Here is a 17030-nt window from a genome sequence, read left to right as displayed (position 1 = left end):
ATGAGTGATTCAGTTTTCACGGATGATTTTCATCTGCTGGGTAGATGGCTTAGAAATTGTAGCGAGCCATTGCCCCTACACGATTATCTGTACCCTTTTGCCCATCAAAGGTTTTACGCTCGCCATAGATATACTCAAGACCAAACGTAATCGGTGTAACTGGTGAATACATGATATTCCACCAACCTTGTTGCAAAGTCTTGTTCTGTGCAGCATCTTTTGCAATAACAGCCTGCTTAGCAAAGTCATTACTGTCATCAGCAAACATTGCACCATAAGCCAAAGTACTACGTAATTTAGGGTTAATTTGATAAGTTGCACCTAAAGTTAGGGCATCGAACTCATTCAGATTTAAACCAAAATTATTAGGATTTACATTATAAGCATTGTTGGTATACAACAAGAATTTACTATCGCCCTTCACATGTGAATAGTCGATCATCGCCTGCAATGCATCGGTGAACTTATATTTTGCACCAACCGCAACACCCCAGCCTAACTCTGAATCATTAGCACTGAGTTGTTTGTCATTATTATAAGCAGCTCGACTGCGTGCTTCAGTAATCAATGCACGTGCCGAACTTGTGCCTTTGCCTTCAGCAAAATCATATTTCACTTTTGAGGTTAAAGCTGGCGCACGGTTATCGTCGCTGCCTTTTTCTAAAGCAACGGCATAACTCGTTTCAGGGTTAAACTTGCCACTATAACGAACCATTGGCGTACGGTAAGTACCGATCCCCAAAGGTGAGTTAAAATCAAGCATTTCAGGCTGTAAGTCAGTTGCCAAGAATGTTGAGGTGGTTTGACCAAATAACCAGTCATTCATTGTTAAATAAGCATGACGGATACGGATGGTGTCATTGCTTGTGCCGCCACGGAAGTCAACTTCTAACTTACCGCCAACGTCAGCACCTTCAACAGGTGCTTTAAAATCAAGACCAAGACGGGTTACGGTCGCAGTGCTATAAAAACGGTCACTGTTCTTTTCAGCCCCTTCCAGATCAACTTTATTGATGCGGTTAAAAATACCGTCACCGCCTTTAGATTGATAAGACGCATCACCACGTAAGAAACCGTATAGCTTCACTTCTGCACCAGAAGCAGTACTAAACGTTAATGGAGATTTTTTTGAAGGAGCCGCAGTCACAACTGAGGTATTTTGATTTTGGGTTGCAACAACTGGTGTGGCAGGCGCTACAGCGACCTGAGTCGCATCATTTTGTTGTTTTGCCTGGGGAACATATTGCTGTAATAACGCTTTTAATTCCTTGACTTCATCGCGAAGTTGCTGAATCTGTTCTTGCTCGCTGGCAGCATGTGTACTGTTCATCATTAAGGCTGCAACAGTGATTGCTAGACCTTGCATTACGAACGGCTTACGGATGAGAGATAAACTCATGAGAAGCTCCTTGTATGTAGTGTATATTTCAACATTTCCCACAGCGCTTGAACTGGATAAATTCAAGCTATCTGTAAATAGAAAATTCCTCCTTACTCAACCAGCAAGGAAAGCCTAATCAATTTTAAAAAGGGCGTATTATGCATAAATTTCGGATATTGTGTGTACTTTTTATTTAAGGAGTTCTCGTCATTTTCGCGTGAATAAAAAAATAGTTTTTCGATTTCATTATGTTACTAATAGTTTTCTTTTTCACACAAACCAAACAAAATACATAAAACACACTACAACTTATCTTAAAGCATTCTTTTTGTGATTATTTTTTATACATAGCTAAAGTTGTATGTGAAAAACTATCTGCAAGAGCCATTTATTGATTTATAGTCAGCACACATTAAAAGATCAAAATGATGAGGAGTTTTTTATGAACACGGAACAAGTCCGCTATGTAGATGAAGCGATTACGTCTCGTCATTCAGTCCGTGCATTTTTAGATACCCCTGTCGAAACACAAACCATTAAAGATATTTTAGCGGTAGCAAGTCGTGCGCCTTCTGGCACCAATGTTCAGCCTTGGAAAGTCTATGTGGTGACAGGGCAAAAACGTGCGGAGATGATTGATCGTGTGTGTGCCGCACAGATTGAACTACTACAGAAACCTGAGCTTGCAGCACAATATCAAGAGACGTTTGCCTATTATCCTGAAACATGGATTTCCCCTTTTATTGACCGTCGTCGTGCCAATGGCTGGGGGCTCTACGGTCTACTCGGTATTCAAAAAGGCGAAAAAGAAAAAATGGCAGCGCAACAACTGCGTAACTTTCAATTGTTCGATGCGCCTGTTGCCTTGTATTTCACCGTCAATAAAATCATGGGCATCGGTTCAAAAATGGATATTTCCATGATGATTCAAAATGTCATGGTTGCTGCCAAAGCGCGTGGCTTAGATACTTGCCCGCAAGCAGCATGGAATCATTTTCACCCAATCGTACTCGATATTCTGGGTGCGCCAGAGGACGAAGAACTGGTCTGTGCCATAGCTTTGGGTTATGCCGACCCAGACCATATTGTGAATACTTTCATTACACCACGCGAGCCAGTTGAAAACTTTACGGTGTTTCTCGATTAAGCATGTAGATAAAGCAGTTTCTCTACGCTGAGAGACTGCTTTGCTGTTTGCCGACTTTTAAAATGGCAAACAATCCCGCACTGGTAAACAACAGCATCATGATGCCCATATTCAAGGATGCTTTCCACACCAAGAAATTCAAAATAATTCCTGCCAATAAACCGCAGGCAAATTGCATACTGCCCATAATCGCACTCGCCGTACCAGCACGCGCCCCTTGCTGAGACATCGCCAAAGCCATCGCATTCGGGCCAGTTAAACCAATTCCAGACACCACCAAGAATAAGCCTGACATCAATAGTAACAACGGTGCATCCGCCATAAGACCTGCACTCAGTACAATCAATGCCCCAAAACACTGGATTAAACCACCCAAACGCAGGCGTTGGAAAATTCCCATTCGAGTATTCAGATGTTTATTCAGCGAGGACATCAACATAATCCCTGCTGCATTCAACGCAAATGCATAAGAGAAATGCTGCTGAGACAATCCATATTGCCCCATAAACACTTCGGAAGCAGAGCTAATATAGCAGAATAAAGCTGCGCCAGTTAAGCATCCCGCAAACATTGGTACTCTAAAGCTCTCATCTTTGAGAATAGCAGCATAGAGTGTGGTGACTTGATAAGCCGATAATTTTAAACGGCGTTCAACAGGCAGTGACTCTTTAAAGAAGAAATGTACACAGAGCCAACACATCACCCCAATCATCGATAAAGTGATAAAAATCGCTTGCCATGGAAAGAAATTAAGAATCCATGCACCAAAGATTGGTGCCAGAATCGGTGCCAGCCCCATCACAATCATCATGCTGGAAAAGGCTTGTGCAGAACCGTGCATATCCAGACGATCACGAATGGTTGCTCGCGCCATGACCACACCGACACAGCCACCTAAAGCTTGAAAGATACGAGCTGCAATCAAAGCCCACTCATTGGTCGCAAACACACAGGCCAAACTGGCAATCGCATAAAGCCCCAAGCCAAAATATAATGGCTTTTTACGTCCAATACGGTCACTGACAGGCCCATAAATCAACTGTCCAATCGCCAGTCCCAAAAAATAAGCGGGTAAGGTATTGGCAACCATTTGTGTACTGACCCCGAACTCATCTGCCATTTGCGGCAAAGCGGGTAAATACATATCGATCGACAACGGGCCCAATGCGGTTAACAAAGCAAGCAACAAAATCCATGCTGTTGAATATTGACGCTGATTGGTTTGCTCTGCCTGCATAATGCTCTACTTTTCATGTTAATCACCATTCTAAGCTTAGCATCCTCAACATATTTGTGCATAATAAGAATCAGAAAATTGATTGCAGAATACAAAAAGGACAAACTTTGAATCCTTGGTTCGGACGTTTAAGACAAGCAACCTATAACACCACGTTTATGTATAACGTGCGTATGTTAATCGCCTTTACGGGGACTGCTTTTGTTCCCTATCTTTTAGATTATCAATTGGCAACGATTCCCTTAACACTCGGTGTCGTTGCCGCAGCCATTAGTGATATTGATGACCGCTTTTCTGTGCGCATCATGAACCTGATTTATACCTATATCGGGTTCTTCATTACAGCGGCTTCGGTTCAACTGTTATTCCCCTATCCGATTGCCTTTGCAATTGGATTAATCGCCTCTTGTATCGGCTGGATCTTATTGGGTTCTTTAGGCCGTCGCTATGCCACCATTGCCTATGGCTGTCTGGTCATTTCGGTCTATTCAATGTTGGGCGTACATTTATTTGAACAATGGTATCTACAGCCTGCTCTGCTTGTTGTTGGTGCGGCTTGGTATGGTTTACTTTCTACTATCAGCTTTCTATTGTTCCCTGTACGTAAAGTTCAAGATCAATTGTCTGCGTCCTATACAGCCTTAGGAAGTTTCTTATTCGCTAAATCAAACTTATTTGATGTGGATATGACCCCCTCTAGCTATCAACAAAGTATGATTGATATCGCCATGGAAAATGGCAAGTTGGTGGCGATCTTTAACGATATGCGCATGTCGCTATTGACACGTCTCAAAGGTGACCGTGGACAAAAAGGAACTCGACGCAGTCTGCAATACTATTTTGTCGCTCAAGATATTCATGAGCGTGCCGATTCAGCTCATATCGACTATCAAAAACTGGCAAAAGTCTTTCAACATAGTGATATTTTATTTCGCTTTCAAAGGATCTTATCGATCCAAGGCAAAGCCTGCCAGGATTTGGCTCAATCTATTTTAAGTCGTACCCGTTATGTGCATAACAAGCGCTTTAAGCATAGTTTTGAAAACTTGCGTTTATCATTAGAAAAACTGCGCAAAGATGGACACTATGACCAAGTCAGAATTAATGCCTTATTTGCACTTTATCAAAACCTCAAATCGATTGATGCACAATTACAAAACCTAGAAACTGAACGAAATCTGCAGAAGATCAATGCACAACATACTGAAAGTCAGTTAAAAGATGATGATCTAAAAGGCTGGAATGACATCATGGTGCGGGTGAAACAGCATCTCACACCTGAGTCGGTATTGTTCCGTCATGCGGTACGTTTATCGATTGTATTGTTTATTGGCTATCTGTTTATTCAGCTTACTAATATCGCCTATGGTTACTGGATTCTGCTCACTGCGTTATTTGTATGTCAACCCAACTTCAATGCCACCAAACGACGTTTGTATTTACGTATCGTCGGAACATTAGTTGGTATTATCGTTGGACTTGCCATCATCTATTTTATTCCTTCAATCGAAGGTCAATTGGTGATGTTGATTCTGAGTGGTGTACTGTTTCTGGAGCTGCGCAGTAAGCAATATGCGCAAGCCACTGCTTTTATTACCATCCTTGCGTTAATCAACTTTAATCTGGACGGCTCTGCATTCGCTGCGGGTTTACCACGTCTTATTGACACCGTGATTGGCTGTGCCTTGGCATGGTTTGGTGTTAGCTTTATTTGGCCAGACTGGAAATTCCGTAGACTGCCGCGTTCGATTCAACGTTCTCTTCAGGCACAATGTAAATATCTTGCCGAAGTGGTAGAGCAGTATCATCAAGGTCGTAATAATGCCTTGAATTATCGCGTCGTTCGACGTGCCGCACACAATACCGATGCTGAAGTAGCTTCCCTGATTTCAACCATTGCAACTGAACCAAATATTGATGTGAATCAAAAAAGTTTAGCTTTTGAATTTTTATGCCTGAGCCATACTTTTTTAAGCTATATCGCTGCATTAGGCGCACACCGTGAGCAAATCCAAGATCAGGAAGTATTGGGTTTACTCGATCAAGCTTTGGATGACATTCAGGGTGCACTACTCAGAGATGAAGTTCCTGATTTATCAGCACAAAATCTGATGCAAACCATCCGTGATCGTCTCAGCCGCAATGAAGATAATAATCCAGAATCGCTGATTATTTTGCAGCAACTTTCTCTGATGCTCAGTGTGTTAACACGTTTAAGTATGTTAAAACAAAGCCTCAGTCATGAGCCTAATGAAGATGGTACCGAATTTGCTTCACTTTAAAGGCTGCTGAGATTGCAGCAGCCCGCCAGATTCGCCTTTGGCATAATATCTTTGCATGCCAATAGGTGTTAAACTTAACCCAGTTATATACTCGTTTTCTATATTATGACCGCCAAAACGCTATACGCTTATACGCTACAACCTGTTCCTTACGAAGTTTCTGAAGCTGAACAACGTCAAGCTCAACTTATGATTTGGCGTAGTACTAACAAATTCAGCCGCAAAGCATGGATGATTATGATTGCACTGGTTGTGCTTTCTTTAGTTGCTGCAGGACTTATTAAATATTACTCCACTTACTCAACTGTGATTTGTTGGGTAGTGATTATCGGTGTGGCACTTTTCTACCTGATCAAACGATTTGGTTTGGAATGGTATGTCAAACGCAAGATGACCGAATTCCCTGTTCAAGAAATCAAAGGACTCCGTTTAGGTGTACAACCTCATGGTATCGTGATGCGCCAAAAAATGGGGCTTCAGGAAGGCACTGCAACGATTGGCTGGAAAGACATTTACGAATGGTATAGTTCGCCTGACTTTATTTTGGTGAACTTTAAGGTAAAAACAAAAGGCGAAGAACAACAAGGCGCCTATATTTTGCCAAAGCGTATGGACTCGAAAAATTTCTCGTTCAATACCGTACGTAAACACTTAAACGAAACTGTTGGCGCACCTAAATCAATTTAAGTTTTAGTCTCTGACTTAAAAAACCTCCCTACATGGGAGGTTTTTTTTAATGGTATCAACAATATTTAGCGTCTCTAATCATTGCAATTATTGGTGGAGTCGTTGTCGCACTTCTTATCAAGTTTATAGGAATCTAAATGAAAAAGATGAGCCTGTTTTTAGTCTCATCTTTTCTTTAAGTAAATATTAGCCCCAGATCCAAACATATTTACCAGTTGATATTTAAACCCAGTGATCCATTACGAGCTTCGCCTATATTAACTGCTCCCCAATCTCCGCCAGCCCAATATTTTTTATTCAGTAGATTATTAATATTGGCATTGACCGTAGCATCATGCCCAGCCAATTTAAATTTATAAGATAACCCCGTATTAAGGATACTATAAGCTGGAAGTTTGAGATCATTACTTGTAGATGTATAAGAAGCCCCGTTGTAACGGACATTACCATGCAAGCTTAATCCTTCAATGGCTTTTAACTGATATTCAGTATTGAAGACAGCCTGCCACTTGGCTGCATTTGCGGGCCGATTGCCCAGAATCGCTTGATTAGCTTCTGAAACCCGATCAATACTTGCATCTAAGCCAATCACACTAACGCCCAATTTCCATTGATCGCTAGGACGATAACTGCCATTTAACTCTATACCTTGATAAGTGGTTAAACCATCTTGTTTTAAGTAGCGTTGTTCATCTTGAAATCGATCAATCACTGCAGCTCGTTCAATTTTAAATAAGGCAGAACTCAAGCTAAACAGTGCAATATCATATTTAAACCCTATTTCATATTGCTTGCTCACCGTTGCTTTTAAAATTTCTCCAGCATTGGCGTACATTTCACTTACACGAGAACCGGGTTCCAGACCTTCAACATAACTAGCGTATAAGGTTGCATCAGTGTTTGGCTTATATAAGACTGCAACTGTTGGGGTCGTGGTTTTAGTGCTATAACCTGAATTTTTAGTTGGATCCCGATCGACATCTTCACGATCAAAATAAGTATAGCGTAAGCCAAGAATCGTCTGCCAATGGTCATTTAAATGGATAGTATCGCTTAGGAATCCATAGCTTTGGCTTTCATCACGGTTTTTAGGCGCAAGACTAAAATCAGGAGTACGTGCAATGATAAATTTTTGTTCTTGATAAATATTTCCATTAAAATCATTTCCATAATACATTTCATTGCTATAACGATCTAGGCTCCGCTGATACCCTCCCCCCATCACCACTTCATGCTCAATCACGCCAGTGCTAAATTTACCATTGAACATCAGCTGATTAACGTAGCTTTCTAACACGCCCGCAAAATCATATAATCTTCCAGAATAATCCCCATTCCGGTTTTGTAAATTTGCAAAGGTCTTCCTTGATTCATGTTCCTTTGTCGTATATCCAAATTGATATTTACTGTCCCAATTTTCATTAAACTTCCAGTTAAAGCCAGTTGAAGCGATAAAGGTTGAAGTATCATAGTAAGCATTATCAACATTCAGATTTTTGTAGTCATAGGTCGGTTGTGGCAATTTCCCACCACTCCCCGCAACATTATAAGCACCTGAATAAAATTGAAAGGGTTCGTGTTTGAGCTTGTTTTTTTCGTAAGTAAAATTCGCATCCCAGCTCAGCCGATCATTAAATTTTTTATTTAGTGCCAAAGAACCCACAAAACGATTTGTATCTGCCGCATTGTAGGCTTCGCCTTTTTCTCCGCCCATGACGACGCGATAGCCAATATCACCAATACTGCTTCGATCACTACTGTCTATGAATGCTGAAAATAAGCTGCTATTTCGATAACCCATATCCACCACGGTTTCAGGAACCTCTTTCGAGCGTTTTAAGCTATAGCTGATTGCCCCGCCTGGTGAGCCAAAGCCATACATAAAACCTTTTAATCCTTTTAAAGCTGTGACGGTTTCGGCAGCTTCAACTGGAAAATCACCTCCCCAATATAAATCCATTGGCAGACCATCGGCATAAAAGTTACGGACACTTAACCCACGAATTTGTGCTCCCCACCAATCGGTTGTCATCGAACCTGAACCAGAATATACAGATGCATCATTGACAAAAATTTGTGCGATAGACTTTGCACCACGTTTACGAATATCTTCACTCTCTACTACTGCCATAGAAAAAGGCGTATCCAAAACAGAACGACGCCCTAAAGCACCAGACTCGATTTGTTTTTTTAATTCATCCTGTTGATCAGCCCTAACTTTAATTACAGGAAGCGAAGAAGTATCAGTATCACCACTAAGTGGCACCGCATCGTTTATCATTGTAGGCTTAAGTTGTCCCTCCTTTTCAGCATAAGCCGTAGAAGAACTTCCAAAAAACATACTGAATAGTGCAATTTGAATTGTTGTTGCAAGTACTGTTTTTCTATGTTGAAAGGACATATTCCCTCCTCATCAATAAAAAAATATTTCCTTTGGTGCAATGAATGTTTTGATCTCAACAAAATGACAAGACTGTTGTTACAAGCGACAACCTTGATAAAATGAAATATTTGTGACCAAATCTGTGATCAAGCTATAGATCAATTGCAGGGGTAGAACTAAAAAATTGTTGTTTTGAATGATGAGAAAGTCTTAGAAGCATCATCACCTCGTTAGGTGAATAATAATTATTATCATTTTAAATTTAAATTAATTTTACCTCCCTTTGGTCACACCAATTAATCAATCATTTGTTTTTATTAAATTTTACAATTAATCATGCGCACATTTTGTCCTTAAATGGTAAATAATAATCAAAATCAATATTACCTGCAAAATCCATATTATGTACTTATTCTTAGGTTATAATTTTTTACATGAATTTCATTATCTTTCCATTTTTTGACCATGTTTAAAAAAGTTTTCTTCCAGATTCACTGGTTTTTAGGGATCACCGCGGGACTCATTCTCTCTTTAATGGGAGTCACGGGTGCAATCTACTCATACGAACCACAGATTCTAAAATGGATCAACCAAGACAGTTATGTGGTTGAGGTTGCTCAAACACCAAAACTCACCCCTGCCGAGCTGTATCAACATTTCAATCAGCAACAACCCGAGATTGAAATTAATAGCATCACCATCGCCGCCGATCCAACCGCATCGTCAACCGTCAATATTAAAAAAGAAGGTGCGCGTCGTGGTTATAACATGATGGTAAACCCGTACACAGCGGCAGTCTTACCGGAAGTTAAAGGTCGCGATACACTGCAATTTATTCAGCGTTTACACCGTAATTTAACCGCTGGTGAGTTTGGCGCACAGATTACTGGGGCATCGACCTTGATGCTGATTTTCTTTGTATTGAGTGGCATCTATCTACGCTTTCCAAAGAAACATAGCTTTAAACAATGGTTGTTTATTAAACCTAAACTGAAAGGTCGTAATTTTATTTGGGATCTACATGCAGTGGTGGGAACTTGGGTGGTTGTGTTCTATCTACTGTTTGCATGTACAGGCTTATATTGGTCATATGACTGGTGGCGTGCTGGCATGTTCAAAGTTATGGGCGTTGAACAACCACAACGTAATCAACAAAATAATGGCCGCGGTAAAGATAAACAACCAGAGCTAGAAAAAACGCAGGTCAATACCATCCTGACGCAAACATGGAAAGGGGTAAATGCACAGATTGGGCGTGAATATTCCAGCCTGACCTTAAATATTCCTAAACGTGATGATGCCAAGGTTGAACTTTCATTTGTCGATGCTATTCCACAACATGAACGTGCACGTAACCAAGCAGTCTATAATTATCAAGACAATAGATTCGAAAAATTTGAACTCTATGAAGACAAGAAGCTCAATGAAAAAATCATGAGCAGCATGCTGCCGGTACATCGCGGTAGCTTCTTTGGTTCAACCTATCAATTTATTGCCATGTTGGCTTCATTAGCAATGCCACTGTTCTTTGTAACTGGTTGGATGCTGTATCTAAAACGTCGTAAACAGAAGAAATTAACTCAAGCGGCACGTCAGTCACTCAACGCACAGCCGATTGATCCAAATGCCAAGCCTTGGCTGATTACTTATGCAACGCAAACGGGTGTGGCTGAACAATTGGCTTGGCGTACAGCAACAAGCTTGCAAGAAGCGCAACAGCCAACCACGATTAAACCAATTCAGCAACTGACTGAGCAAGATCTATTACAAGCATCACAGGTTTTATTCGTAGTCAGTACCTATGGTACAGGTGAGGCACCTGATCTTGCTGCAAGTTTCAGCAAGAAACTGATGCAACAAAAACTTGATCTTAGCCAAATGCAATATGCTGTACTGGCACTGGGTTCAAAAGAATACCCTGATAGTTATTGCAGCTTCGGCTATGCAGTAGATGCATGGTTAAAGCAATGTCATGCGCAACCATTATTCGACTTGATCGAAGTGGATAATGCCAATGCCACTGATATTCAGCGTTGGAATCAGGGCTTGTCTGCGGTAACCCAGCATGAGCTACATGCCATGAATTTAGAAAAAGTATTTGATCAATGGACACTAAGCGAACGCACCCTACTTAATCCGGATAGCTTAGGGCAGGCAGCTTATAATATCGAGCTAACCTCAGCTTCAGACATGACATGGCATGCGGGTGATATTGCAGAAATTCAACCTGCCAATAGTTTGGCCGATATTCAGAACTTCTTGATCAAATATCAAACACCAGCACATAGTATTGTTAAATCATTGAACCAAAATATTGAACAAGCGCTGTGGGATAGAAATCTGCGGGTTGAAATCCAGCCTTTTAGTACACTTGAAGATTTACTGGAACAGTTGCCTACCCTACCCGCACGTGAATATTCGATTGCCAGTATTCCTTCTCAACAAGTACTAAGACTGGTGGTTCGCCAAAAACGCGATGCAAATGATCAACTCGGTCTTGGTTCTGGCTGGTTAACCGAATTTGCGCAATTGAAGCAGACTATTGCCCTGCGTATTCGGACCAATGAATCATTCCATTTAATTGACGATAACCGCCCTATTATCTGCATTGGTAATGGTACTGGTATCGCAGGTCTCATGAGCTTGTTACAGCAACGTAACCGACAAAATTACACTGCCAACTGGCTGATCTTTGGTGAACGTCAACGTGAGCATGATTTCTTCTATCAGGAAACCATTCAAGCCTGGTTAAACATGGGAACACTACAACGTTTAGACCTCGCCTTTTCTCGCGATCAAGAACAGCGTATCTATGTTCAGGACGTATTACGCAACAATGCTGATGAACTGATCAAATGGGTTGAGCAAGGTGCTGTGATTTATGTCTGTGGTAGCATTGAAGGCATGGCTTCTGGTGTCGATCAGGCATTGATGGATATTCTCAGCGAAGAAAAACTGGATGAGTTAAGACAAACTGGTCGTTATCGCCGAGACGTTTATTAATTCTTCTCTATCTAAAAAACGAGTGCTAGCCACTCGTTTTTTTATACGACAATAAGAGGATTTGCCTTTCTCTGAATTTTGCATACACTTAGCACGGTTCAAATCGACACAATTAAGATTATGCAAATAAGTTCATGGGTTCGTATTATTTTAGCCCTTATCGGTTCAGTTCTGTTCTTAGATGGCGCAATTCTGATCGCTTTTAAAAAGATTCATATCGGAACAGTACTACCGCTGCTACTTGGACTATTTTTCTGTCTCTATGCTTATTTCTATTATCATATTGAACGTTTCTTTTTCTATCATTTCCGCTTGCATTCAATCTGGCGCTTCGGCTGGCTCTGCTTCTGGATTTGGTTAGTTAGCTTAGGCTATTTCTTTGATTATCTTTCAGATAATAATGCCAAAACTCAACATATCCCCGCGGTTAAAGCGATTATCGTACTAGGTAGTGGCGTGGAAAAAGGACAACCATCTGCAACACTCGCAAAACGCTTAGATCGTGCTGCACCTGTTGCTTTAGCTCAACCTCAAGCAAAATTAGTCATGACAGGTGGTATTGATTTTGGTGAAACTGATAGCGAAGCCGTGGTGATGTCACGTTACGTACAACAGCACTATCGCATTCCTGCATCACAAATCATTTTGGAAGATAAAAGCACCAGCACTGAGCTGAATCTCAAAAATAGTCAAACCTTATTGCAGGCACAACATATCAATATTCAGCAGCCAATTGCAATCGCAACCAGTGACTTCCATACCTTACGTGCTGCTGCGATTGCCAAGAAACAAGGCTACAGCAATATCACCATGCTTGGTGCAACCACACCTTTGGCAACACGTTACAATGCATGGTTAAGAGAATACTTTGCCTATGCGAGTGGCTGGATCTTAAATGAGTATTGATTGAGAGATTACCCTCTCAATTAGGATGAAGCTGAGTTATGCAAACGAATATCACGTGGTAAAGGTAGCTTTAACTCAGCAAAAACATCTGGGCGCTGTAAATAAACTTGGTACAGAAAATTCTTGATATCCAACAATAACGCATCAGGGGAAACCAAGAGATTATTTCCCTCGGGGGTTAAATCTAAAGATAAAATCGTATTGTTTTCTTTTAAAAATGGAATCAACTTTTCAATAAAAGCCAGTAACGGCACTTCTTGAATTTCATACTGCGCCCAATTATCTTTAATCAGTAATTTTGCTAGACTTTTATTCTGCCAGACTGATAGCGCATGCTGTCCAGATGGCGTTGAGCATAAGGCCCAACCATCGTGATACAGTGCAATCACGTGGCGTTGCATAATAATATTTTGAATAAACTGACGGTAAGCGTCTTTGAGTGAAGAACCAGAAGGTGTAGTTTGAGATTTCGACGCAGCCTTGCGTTGATAAGGGTTTCTCATAAAGTACTTCAATATTAGAATCATTATTGATGCTAATCATAAAATAACTTTGTATGGATTACAATGATATGAGATTTGAGGAGATATATGGTGGGCGCTGACGGGATCGAACCGCCGACATTCTGCTTGTAAGGCAGACGCTCTACCAACTGAGCTAAGCGCCCTGAGCGAGGATAAACAAAGCGAAGCTTTGTCTGAGCGCAAGAGAAAAATCTTTGATTTTTCTAATGGCATCTCGAATCAGAGATCAAGTATAAAGATACTTGTTAAAACTAACATTCTCTTAAATTGATATCAAGAGAATGGCGCAGCGGACGGGGCTCGAACCCGCGACCCTCGGCGTGACAGGCCGATATTCTAACCAACTGAACTACCGCTGCACTGTATTACTTCATAATGAGAAGTAAGTGTCACAAATTATGGTGGGCGCTGACGGGATCGAACCGCCGACATTCTGCTTGTAAGGCAGACGCTCTACCAACTGAGCTAAGCGCCCTAAGGAATAAAAACTGATTAACTATCAATCTTTATGACGCAAGATAAAAATTATCATCTTGTACCCCAAGGTTTTCATTCTTGCAAATTTAAGTGGCGCAGCGGACGGGGCTCGAACCCGCGACCCTCGGCGTGACAGGCCGATATTCTAACCAACTGAACTACCGCTGCACGATAATTTTGCAATCATGACAAACAATTATTAAAACTTAAGTGGCGCAGCGGACGGGGCTCGAACCCGCGACCCTCGGCGTGACAGGCCGATATTCTAACCAACTGAACTACCGCTGCACTTGAGTTTTAACGTAAAGGCTTGGTGGGCGCTGACGGGATCGAACCGCCGACATTCTGCTTGTAAGGCAGACGCTCTACCAACTGAGCTAAGCGCCCTTAACGTCTTCATCGTTTGTGAGGTGCATTATAGAGAATCTTTACAGCCTGTCAAACGCTTTTGCCACTGTTTTCCTAAAAAACCGCACGAATGATTAAAAAATAAGTAATTCTTTGAAAAAATCAACATTTCCGTATTTTATTTAAGCACTTATTTGCATTTTCATGCATTATTTTCTAAGGCTTGTTCAGAAATATAAACCACGGCTTGCTCAGAAACGAGTTCAAACAGTTCAAGAATTTCATCATTCTTCATACGAATGCAACCATGTGACATTGGAATGCCCATCGGTTCTGTATCAGGAGTACCATGGATATAGATATAACGCTTAAAGGTATCGTGCCCTTCCCCATGGTTAAAGCCTTCCTCTAAACCATCCAACCATAAGATTCGTGACAATATCCAATCTCGTTGTGGAAATTGTTGCGCTAGTTGTTGGTCATATACTTCACCCGTGGGCTGGCGTGCAATAAAGACAGCATTTTTAGGCGCATCACCACCAATCTTTTGTGCAACCTGATGCCAACCTCTTGGCGTCTTGCCACTATTCTCTTGTTCGCCAATACCATTTTTACCTGAAGAGATCACATAGAATTTATTATGTTTTGGCAAATGTAAGGTTTGTTTTGCTAAATCAATGACGATATCTGCCTGATCTAGGGTATAGCTCATTTTTATCTCGATAGATGAAAGAACACTTTTATTTCAACATAGACCGTAATCTTTTTCTTGTATTTTTAGGTAGTTTTAATTGTTCGTCAGTTTTAAATATAAAAACAAAACGATGTAGCGTGATTTAATCTTGTTCTGATCTTTTGGATCTGCGATAAGCAATGTTTTATCGATTCTCAGAACAAAGAATTTCTTTTCTTAACTCGCCACTCGCAGCATGGCTGCTCGTCTTGCGCTCGGACAAAGCGTTGCTTTGTTTAACTCGCCACTCGCAGCATAGCTGCTCGTCTTGCGCTTCGGGCAAAGCGTTGCTTTGCTTATCCTCGCTCAGGCTCGGGGCGTAACCACAGCCACACTGCAACGATAAACATAGTGACATCGGTAAAGACTTTTACCCAAAATGGCGCATTGGTAAATAGCATTAAGATACCGCTAATCAGCATCATAATACTGGCGATCCATTTCGCCTTGCGTGGAACTGTGCCATGCTCACGCCAATTCCGTAAGGTCGGTCCATACTTCGGATGGTTCAATAACCATGCATCCATTTCAGGCCAGCCTTTTGAAGCAGCCCATGCTGCTAAAATCAGAAAGACAGTGGTTGGCATCCCCGGTAGAATCGCCCCAATAATTCCTAACGTAATAAAAATCACGACTAAACTACGCCAGAATAATGTTTTCATTGAGCAATTAACCAACACCGATTTACAACCGTGCTAGTATAAAGCGTTTTTATCGTTCTTTCTTAAACTTCACTTATTATTTCAATGATTGAGTTAATTCATGCCTAACCTGATTACCACTTCCAGCTATTTTGAACCGTGGTTACAGTTTAATAACCCAATCGTACGACATTTAGCATTTTGTATTGCCAGCCCTAATATATTGGCTCAGATTCCCAATGAGCTTAATGTAAAACATCATTTTGAGCTTCATCACGATTCGATTTGGCTCACTCATTATCAAAACTATGAACAGCGATTAAAGCAACTGGATCAACAGCCTCAGCCACTGATTGATTTTCTGGCACAACTCAAAAGTACTCGTCTCGGTTTACGTTTTGAGAATTTACTCTGGTTCTGGTTATTGGATGATAACTATCATCCCTACCAACTGCTGGGACATAGTATTCAAAAAATTGCAGGTGCAGTGACCTTAGGTGAACTCGATTTTGTTGTACTCAATACACAAACAAATGAAATTGAACATTGGGAAGTCGCTTTAAAATATTACCTTGGTGAAAACGAATTAGATTTAGCACAATGGTACGGCCTAAACCGCGAAGACACCTTGCACCGAAAGTTAAAACATTTTACTGAACGTCAATTTCAGTTTTCAGAAGCCAATCACCATCAAATTCAAAGAAAGTTTGCAGTGATGAAAGGTCAACTCTATCTACCCGAGCAACAAAACAGCTTAGGTTTACCGTCTTGGATAAATGCATCACGGCGTTTAGGGCAATGGGGAACCCACATCCCACAAACGCCTTATTATCGCTTACAACGTCATGAATGGCTCTGCCCTGATTCAGAGCCATCATCACAAACCGCTGTCTGGTGGACCAATGGTTTGTATTATCAGGATCAGCCAACACATTCTTATTATATGTTTCGCCAACTTTCGCTTTTATTTATGAAATAAAGTGAATTATTATTCTACAAATTAACATTTTATAACACATCTACCATCAAACCCACATAGTCATTTACTGTTAACTTTTTTAGCCTCTTAAGTACATCATAATTAAATTGAAATGGAGACGATGATGAAAAAAATCTTAGTTGCTTCAATCATGACTGCTTTTGTTTTAACTGGCTGTAATACATTCAAAGGTATTGGTAAAGATGTGTCTAAGGCAGGTGATAAAGTCACACAAACTGCGGAGAAAACACAAGATAAAATGTAATCCCTGAAAGCAACTTACCAAAACCTTATCTAAACCT

Annotated in this window: 13 protein-coding genes and 6 tRNA genes; 7 read left to right on the top strand and 12 right to left on the bottom strand. The window is 40.9% G+C overall.

Translation table 11 applies throughout. From position 1 onward, the window contains the following. Nucleotides 1–49 precede the first annotated feature (49 nt). Nucleotides 50–1399: a DcaP family trimeric outer membrane transporter gene (locus tag FPL17_RS18040; RefSeq protein WP_159886613.1), complete on the bottom strand. Its 1350-nt coding sequence runs from the start codon at nucleotides 1397–1399 to the stop codon at nucleotides 50–52. 424 nt (nucleotides 1400–1823) lie between these two features. Here FPL17_RS18040 and FPL17_RS18035 point away from each other — a divergent pair, with 424 nt between their 5' ends. Continuing rightward, a complete protein-coding gene (locus FPL17_RS18035; protein WP_159886611.1) occupies nucleotides 1824–2528 on the top strand; it encodes a nitroreductase in 705 nt (234 codons plus the stop codon). A gap of 22 nt (nucleotides 2529–2550) precedes the next feature. Here the strand turns inward: FPL17_RS18035 and FPL17_RS18030 are convergent, their stop codons facing one another. Beyond that, nucleotides 2551–3765 (bottom strand): multidrug effflux MFS transporter, encoded by a 1215-nt coding sequence (locus tag FPL17_RS18030; protein WP_005192829.1) that lies wholly within the window; start codon nucleotides 3763–3765, stop codon nucleotides 2551–2553. 107 nt (nucleotides 3766–3872) lie between these two features. Between FPL17_RS18030 and yccS the strand changes: the two genes are divergently transcribed. Then, nucleotides 3873–6047: a YccS family putative transporter gene (gene yccS, locus FPL17_RS18025; protein WP_159886609.1), complete on the top strand. Its 2175-nt coding sequence runs from the start codon at nucleotides 3873–3875 to the stop codon at nucleotides 6045–6047. A 105-nt stretch (nucleotides 6048–6152) separates the two neighbouring features. After that, nucleotides 6153–6734, top strand: coding sequence for a YcxB family protein (locus FPL17_RS18020; RefSeq protein WP_151715087.1), 582 nt, complete (start codon nucleotides 6153–6155; stop codon nucleotides 6732–6734). 208 nt (nucleotides 6735–6942) lie between these two features. Here the strand turns inward: FPL17_RS18020 and FPL17_RS18015 are convergent, their stop codons facing one another. Next, the gene (locus FPL17_RS18015) at nucleotides 6943–9135 is read right to left on the bottom strand and encodes a TonB-dependent siderophore receptor (RefSeq protein ID WP_159886607.1); all 2193 of its coding nucleotides are present in this window, start codon (nucleotides 9133–9135) and stop codon (nucleotides 6943–6945) included. 447 nt (nucleotides 9136–9582) lie between these two features. Here FPL17_RS18015 and FPL17_RS18010 point away from each other — a divergent pair, with 447 nt between their 5' ends. Then, on the top strand, nucleotides 9583–12120 hold the full coding sequence (locus FPL17_RS18010) for a PepSY domain-containing protein (RefSeq protein WP_159886605.1): 2538 nt from the start codon (nucleotides 9583–9585) through the stop codon (nucleotides 12118–12120). A gap of 120 nt (nucleotides 12121–12240) precedes the next feature. Further along, on the top strand, nucleotides 12241–13026 hold the full coding sequence (locus FPL17_RS18005; RefSeq protein ID WP_159886603.1) for a YdcF family protein: 786 nt from the start codon (nucleotides 12241–12243) through the stop codon (nucleotides 13024–13026). A gap of 20 nt (nucleotides 13027–13046) precedes the next feature. On the opposite strand, the gene FPL17_RS18000 is transcribed toward FPL17_RS18005, so the two are convergent. The 9 genes from FPL17_RS18000 to FPL17_RS17960 all read right to left on the bottom strand — a co-directional run bounded on the left by FPL17_RS18000 (nucleotide 13047) and on the right by FPL17_RS17960 (nucleotide 15770). After that, a complete protein-coding gene (locus tag FPL17_RS18000) occupies nucleotides 13047–13529 on the bottom strand; it encodes a DUF2750 domain-containing protein (RefSeq protein ID WP_005192839.1) in 483 nt (160 codons plus the stop codon). An 88-nt stretch (nucleotides 13530–13617) separates the two neighbouring features. Beyond that, a tRNA-Val gene (locus FPL17_RS17995) sits at nucleotides 13618–13693 on the bottom strand. Nucleotides 13694–13832: 139 nt separating this feature from the next. Next, nucleotides 13833–13909: transfer RNA gene (locus FPL17_RS17990), tRNA-Asp, on the bottom strand. A gap of 40 nt (nucleotides 13910–13949) precedes the next feature. Continuing rightward, nucleotides 13950–14025, bottom strand: a tRNA-Val gene (locus FPL17_RS17985). A 93-nt stretch (nucleotides 14026–14118) separates the two neighbouring features. Then, nucleotides 14119–14195: transfer RNA gene (locus FPL17_RS17980), tRNA-Asp, on the bottom strand. Between the two features lie 43 nt (nucleotides 14196–14238). Then, nucleotides 14239–14315: transfer RNA gene (locus FPL17_RS17975), tRNA-Asp, on the bottom strand. Between the two features lie 23 nt (nucleotides 14316–14338). Continuing rightward, nucleotides 14339–14414, bottom strand: a tRNA-Val gene (locus tag FPL17_RS17970). 163 nt (nucleotides 14415–14577) lie between these two features. Next, a complete protein-coding gene (gene elsL, locus FPL17_RS17965; protein ID WP_005192842.1) occupies nucleotides 14578–15087 on the bottom strand; it encodes a cell wall-recycling L,D-carboxypeptidase ElsL in 510 nt (169 codons plus the stop codon). 317 nt (nucleotides 15088–15404) lie between these two features. Next, nucleotides 15405–15770, bottom strand: a complete 366-nt coding sequence (locus FPL17_RS17960; protein WP_005150086.1) for a YbaN family protein — start codon at nucleotides 15768–15770, stop codon at nucleotides 15405–15407. Nucleotides 15771–15870: 100 nt separating this feature from the next. On the opposite strand from FPL17_RS17960, the gene FPL17_RS17955 reads away from it, so the two are divergent. Together FPL17_RS17955 and FPL17_RS17950 are read left to right on the top strand one after the other, a co-directional pair. Continuing rightward, complete coding sequence (locus FPL17_RS17955; RefSeq protein WP_159886601.1) at nucleotides 15871–16728, top strand: DUF1853 family protein; 858 nt, start codon at nucleotides 15871–15873, stop codon at nucleotides 16726–16728. Nucleotides 16729–16849: 121 nt separating this feature from the next. Continuing rightward, the gene (locus FPL17_RS17950) at nucleotides 16850–16993 is read left to right on the top strand and encodes an entericidin A/B family lipoprotein (RefSeq protein WP_016541456.1); all 144 of its coding nucleotides are present in this window, start codon (nucleotides 16850–16852) and stop codon (nucleotides 16991–16993) included. Nucleotides 16994–17030 lie beyond the last annotated feature (37 nt).

The organism is Acinetobacter dispersus (assembly GCF_009884975.1).
In the GTDB taxonomy this organism is placed as follows: Bacteria; Pseudomonadota; Gammaproteobacteria; order Pseudomonadales; family Moraxellaceae; genus Acinetobacter; species Acinetobacter dispersus.
Note: the sequence above shows the minus strand (reverse complement) of the source record. Positions and strands in the feature narration are given on the sequence as shown.

Coding starts and splice junctions, on each gene's coding strand:
- FPL17_RS18040 (WP_159886613.1), bottom strand. CDS start 1,399: ATGAGTTTATCTCTCATCCGTAAGCCGTTCGTAATGCAAGGTCTAGCA.
- FPL17_RS18035 (WP_159886611.1), top strand. CDS start 1,824: ATGAACACGGAACAAGTCCGCTATGTAGATGAAGCGATTACGTCTCGT.
- FPL17_RS18030 (WP_005192829.1), bottom strand. CDS start 3,765: ATGCAGGCAGAGCAAACCAATCAGCGTCAATATTCAACAGCATGGATT.
- FPL17_RS18020 (WP_151715087.1), top strand. CDS start 6,153: ATGACCGCCAAAACGCTATACGCTTATACGCTACAACCTGTTCCTTAC.
- FPL17_RS18015 (WP_159886607.1), bottom strand. CDS start 9,135: ATGTCCTTTCAACATAGAAAAACAGTACTTGCAACAACAATTCAAATT.
- FPL17_RS18010 (WP_159886605.1), top strand. CDS start 9,583: ATGTTTAAAAAAGTTTTCTTCCAGATTCACTGGTTTTTAGGGATCACC.
- FPL17_RS18005 (WP_159886603.1), top strand. CDS start 12,241: ATGCAAATAAGTTCATGGGTTCGTATTATTTTAGCCCTTATCGGTTCA.
- FPL17_RS18000 (WP_005192839.1), bottom strand. CDS start 13,529: ATGAGAAACCCTTATCAACGCAAGGCTGCGTCGAAATCTCAAACTACA.
- elsL (WP_005192842.1), bottom strand. CDS start 15,087: ATGAGCTATACCCTAGATCAGGCAGATATCGTCATTGATTTAGCAAAA.
- FPL17_RS17960 (WP_005150086.1), bottom strand. CDS start 15,770: ATGAAAACATTATTCTGGCGTAGTTTAGTCGTGATTTTTATTACGTTA.
- FPL17_RS17955 (WP_159886601.1), top strand. CDS start 15,871: ATGCCTAACCTGATTACCACTTCCAGCTATTTTGAACCGTGGTTACAG.
- FPL17_RS17950 (WP_016541456.1), top strand. CDS start 16,850: ATGATGAAAAAAATCTTAGTTGCTTCAATCATGACTGCTTTTGTTTTA.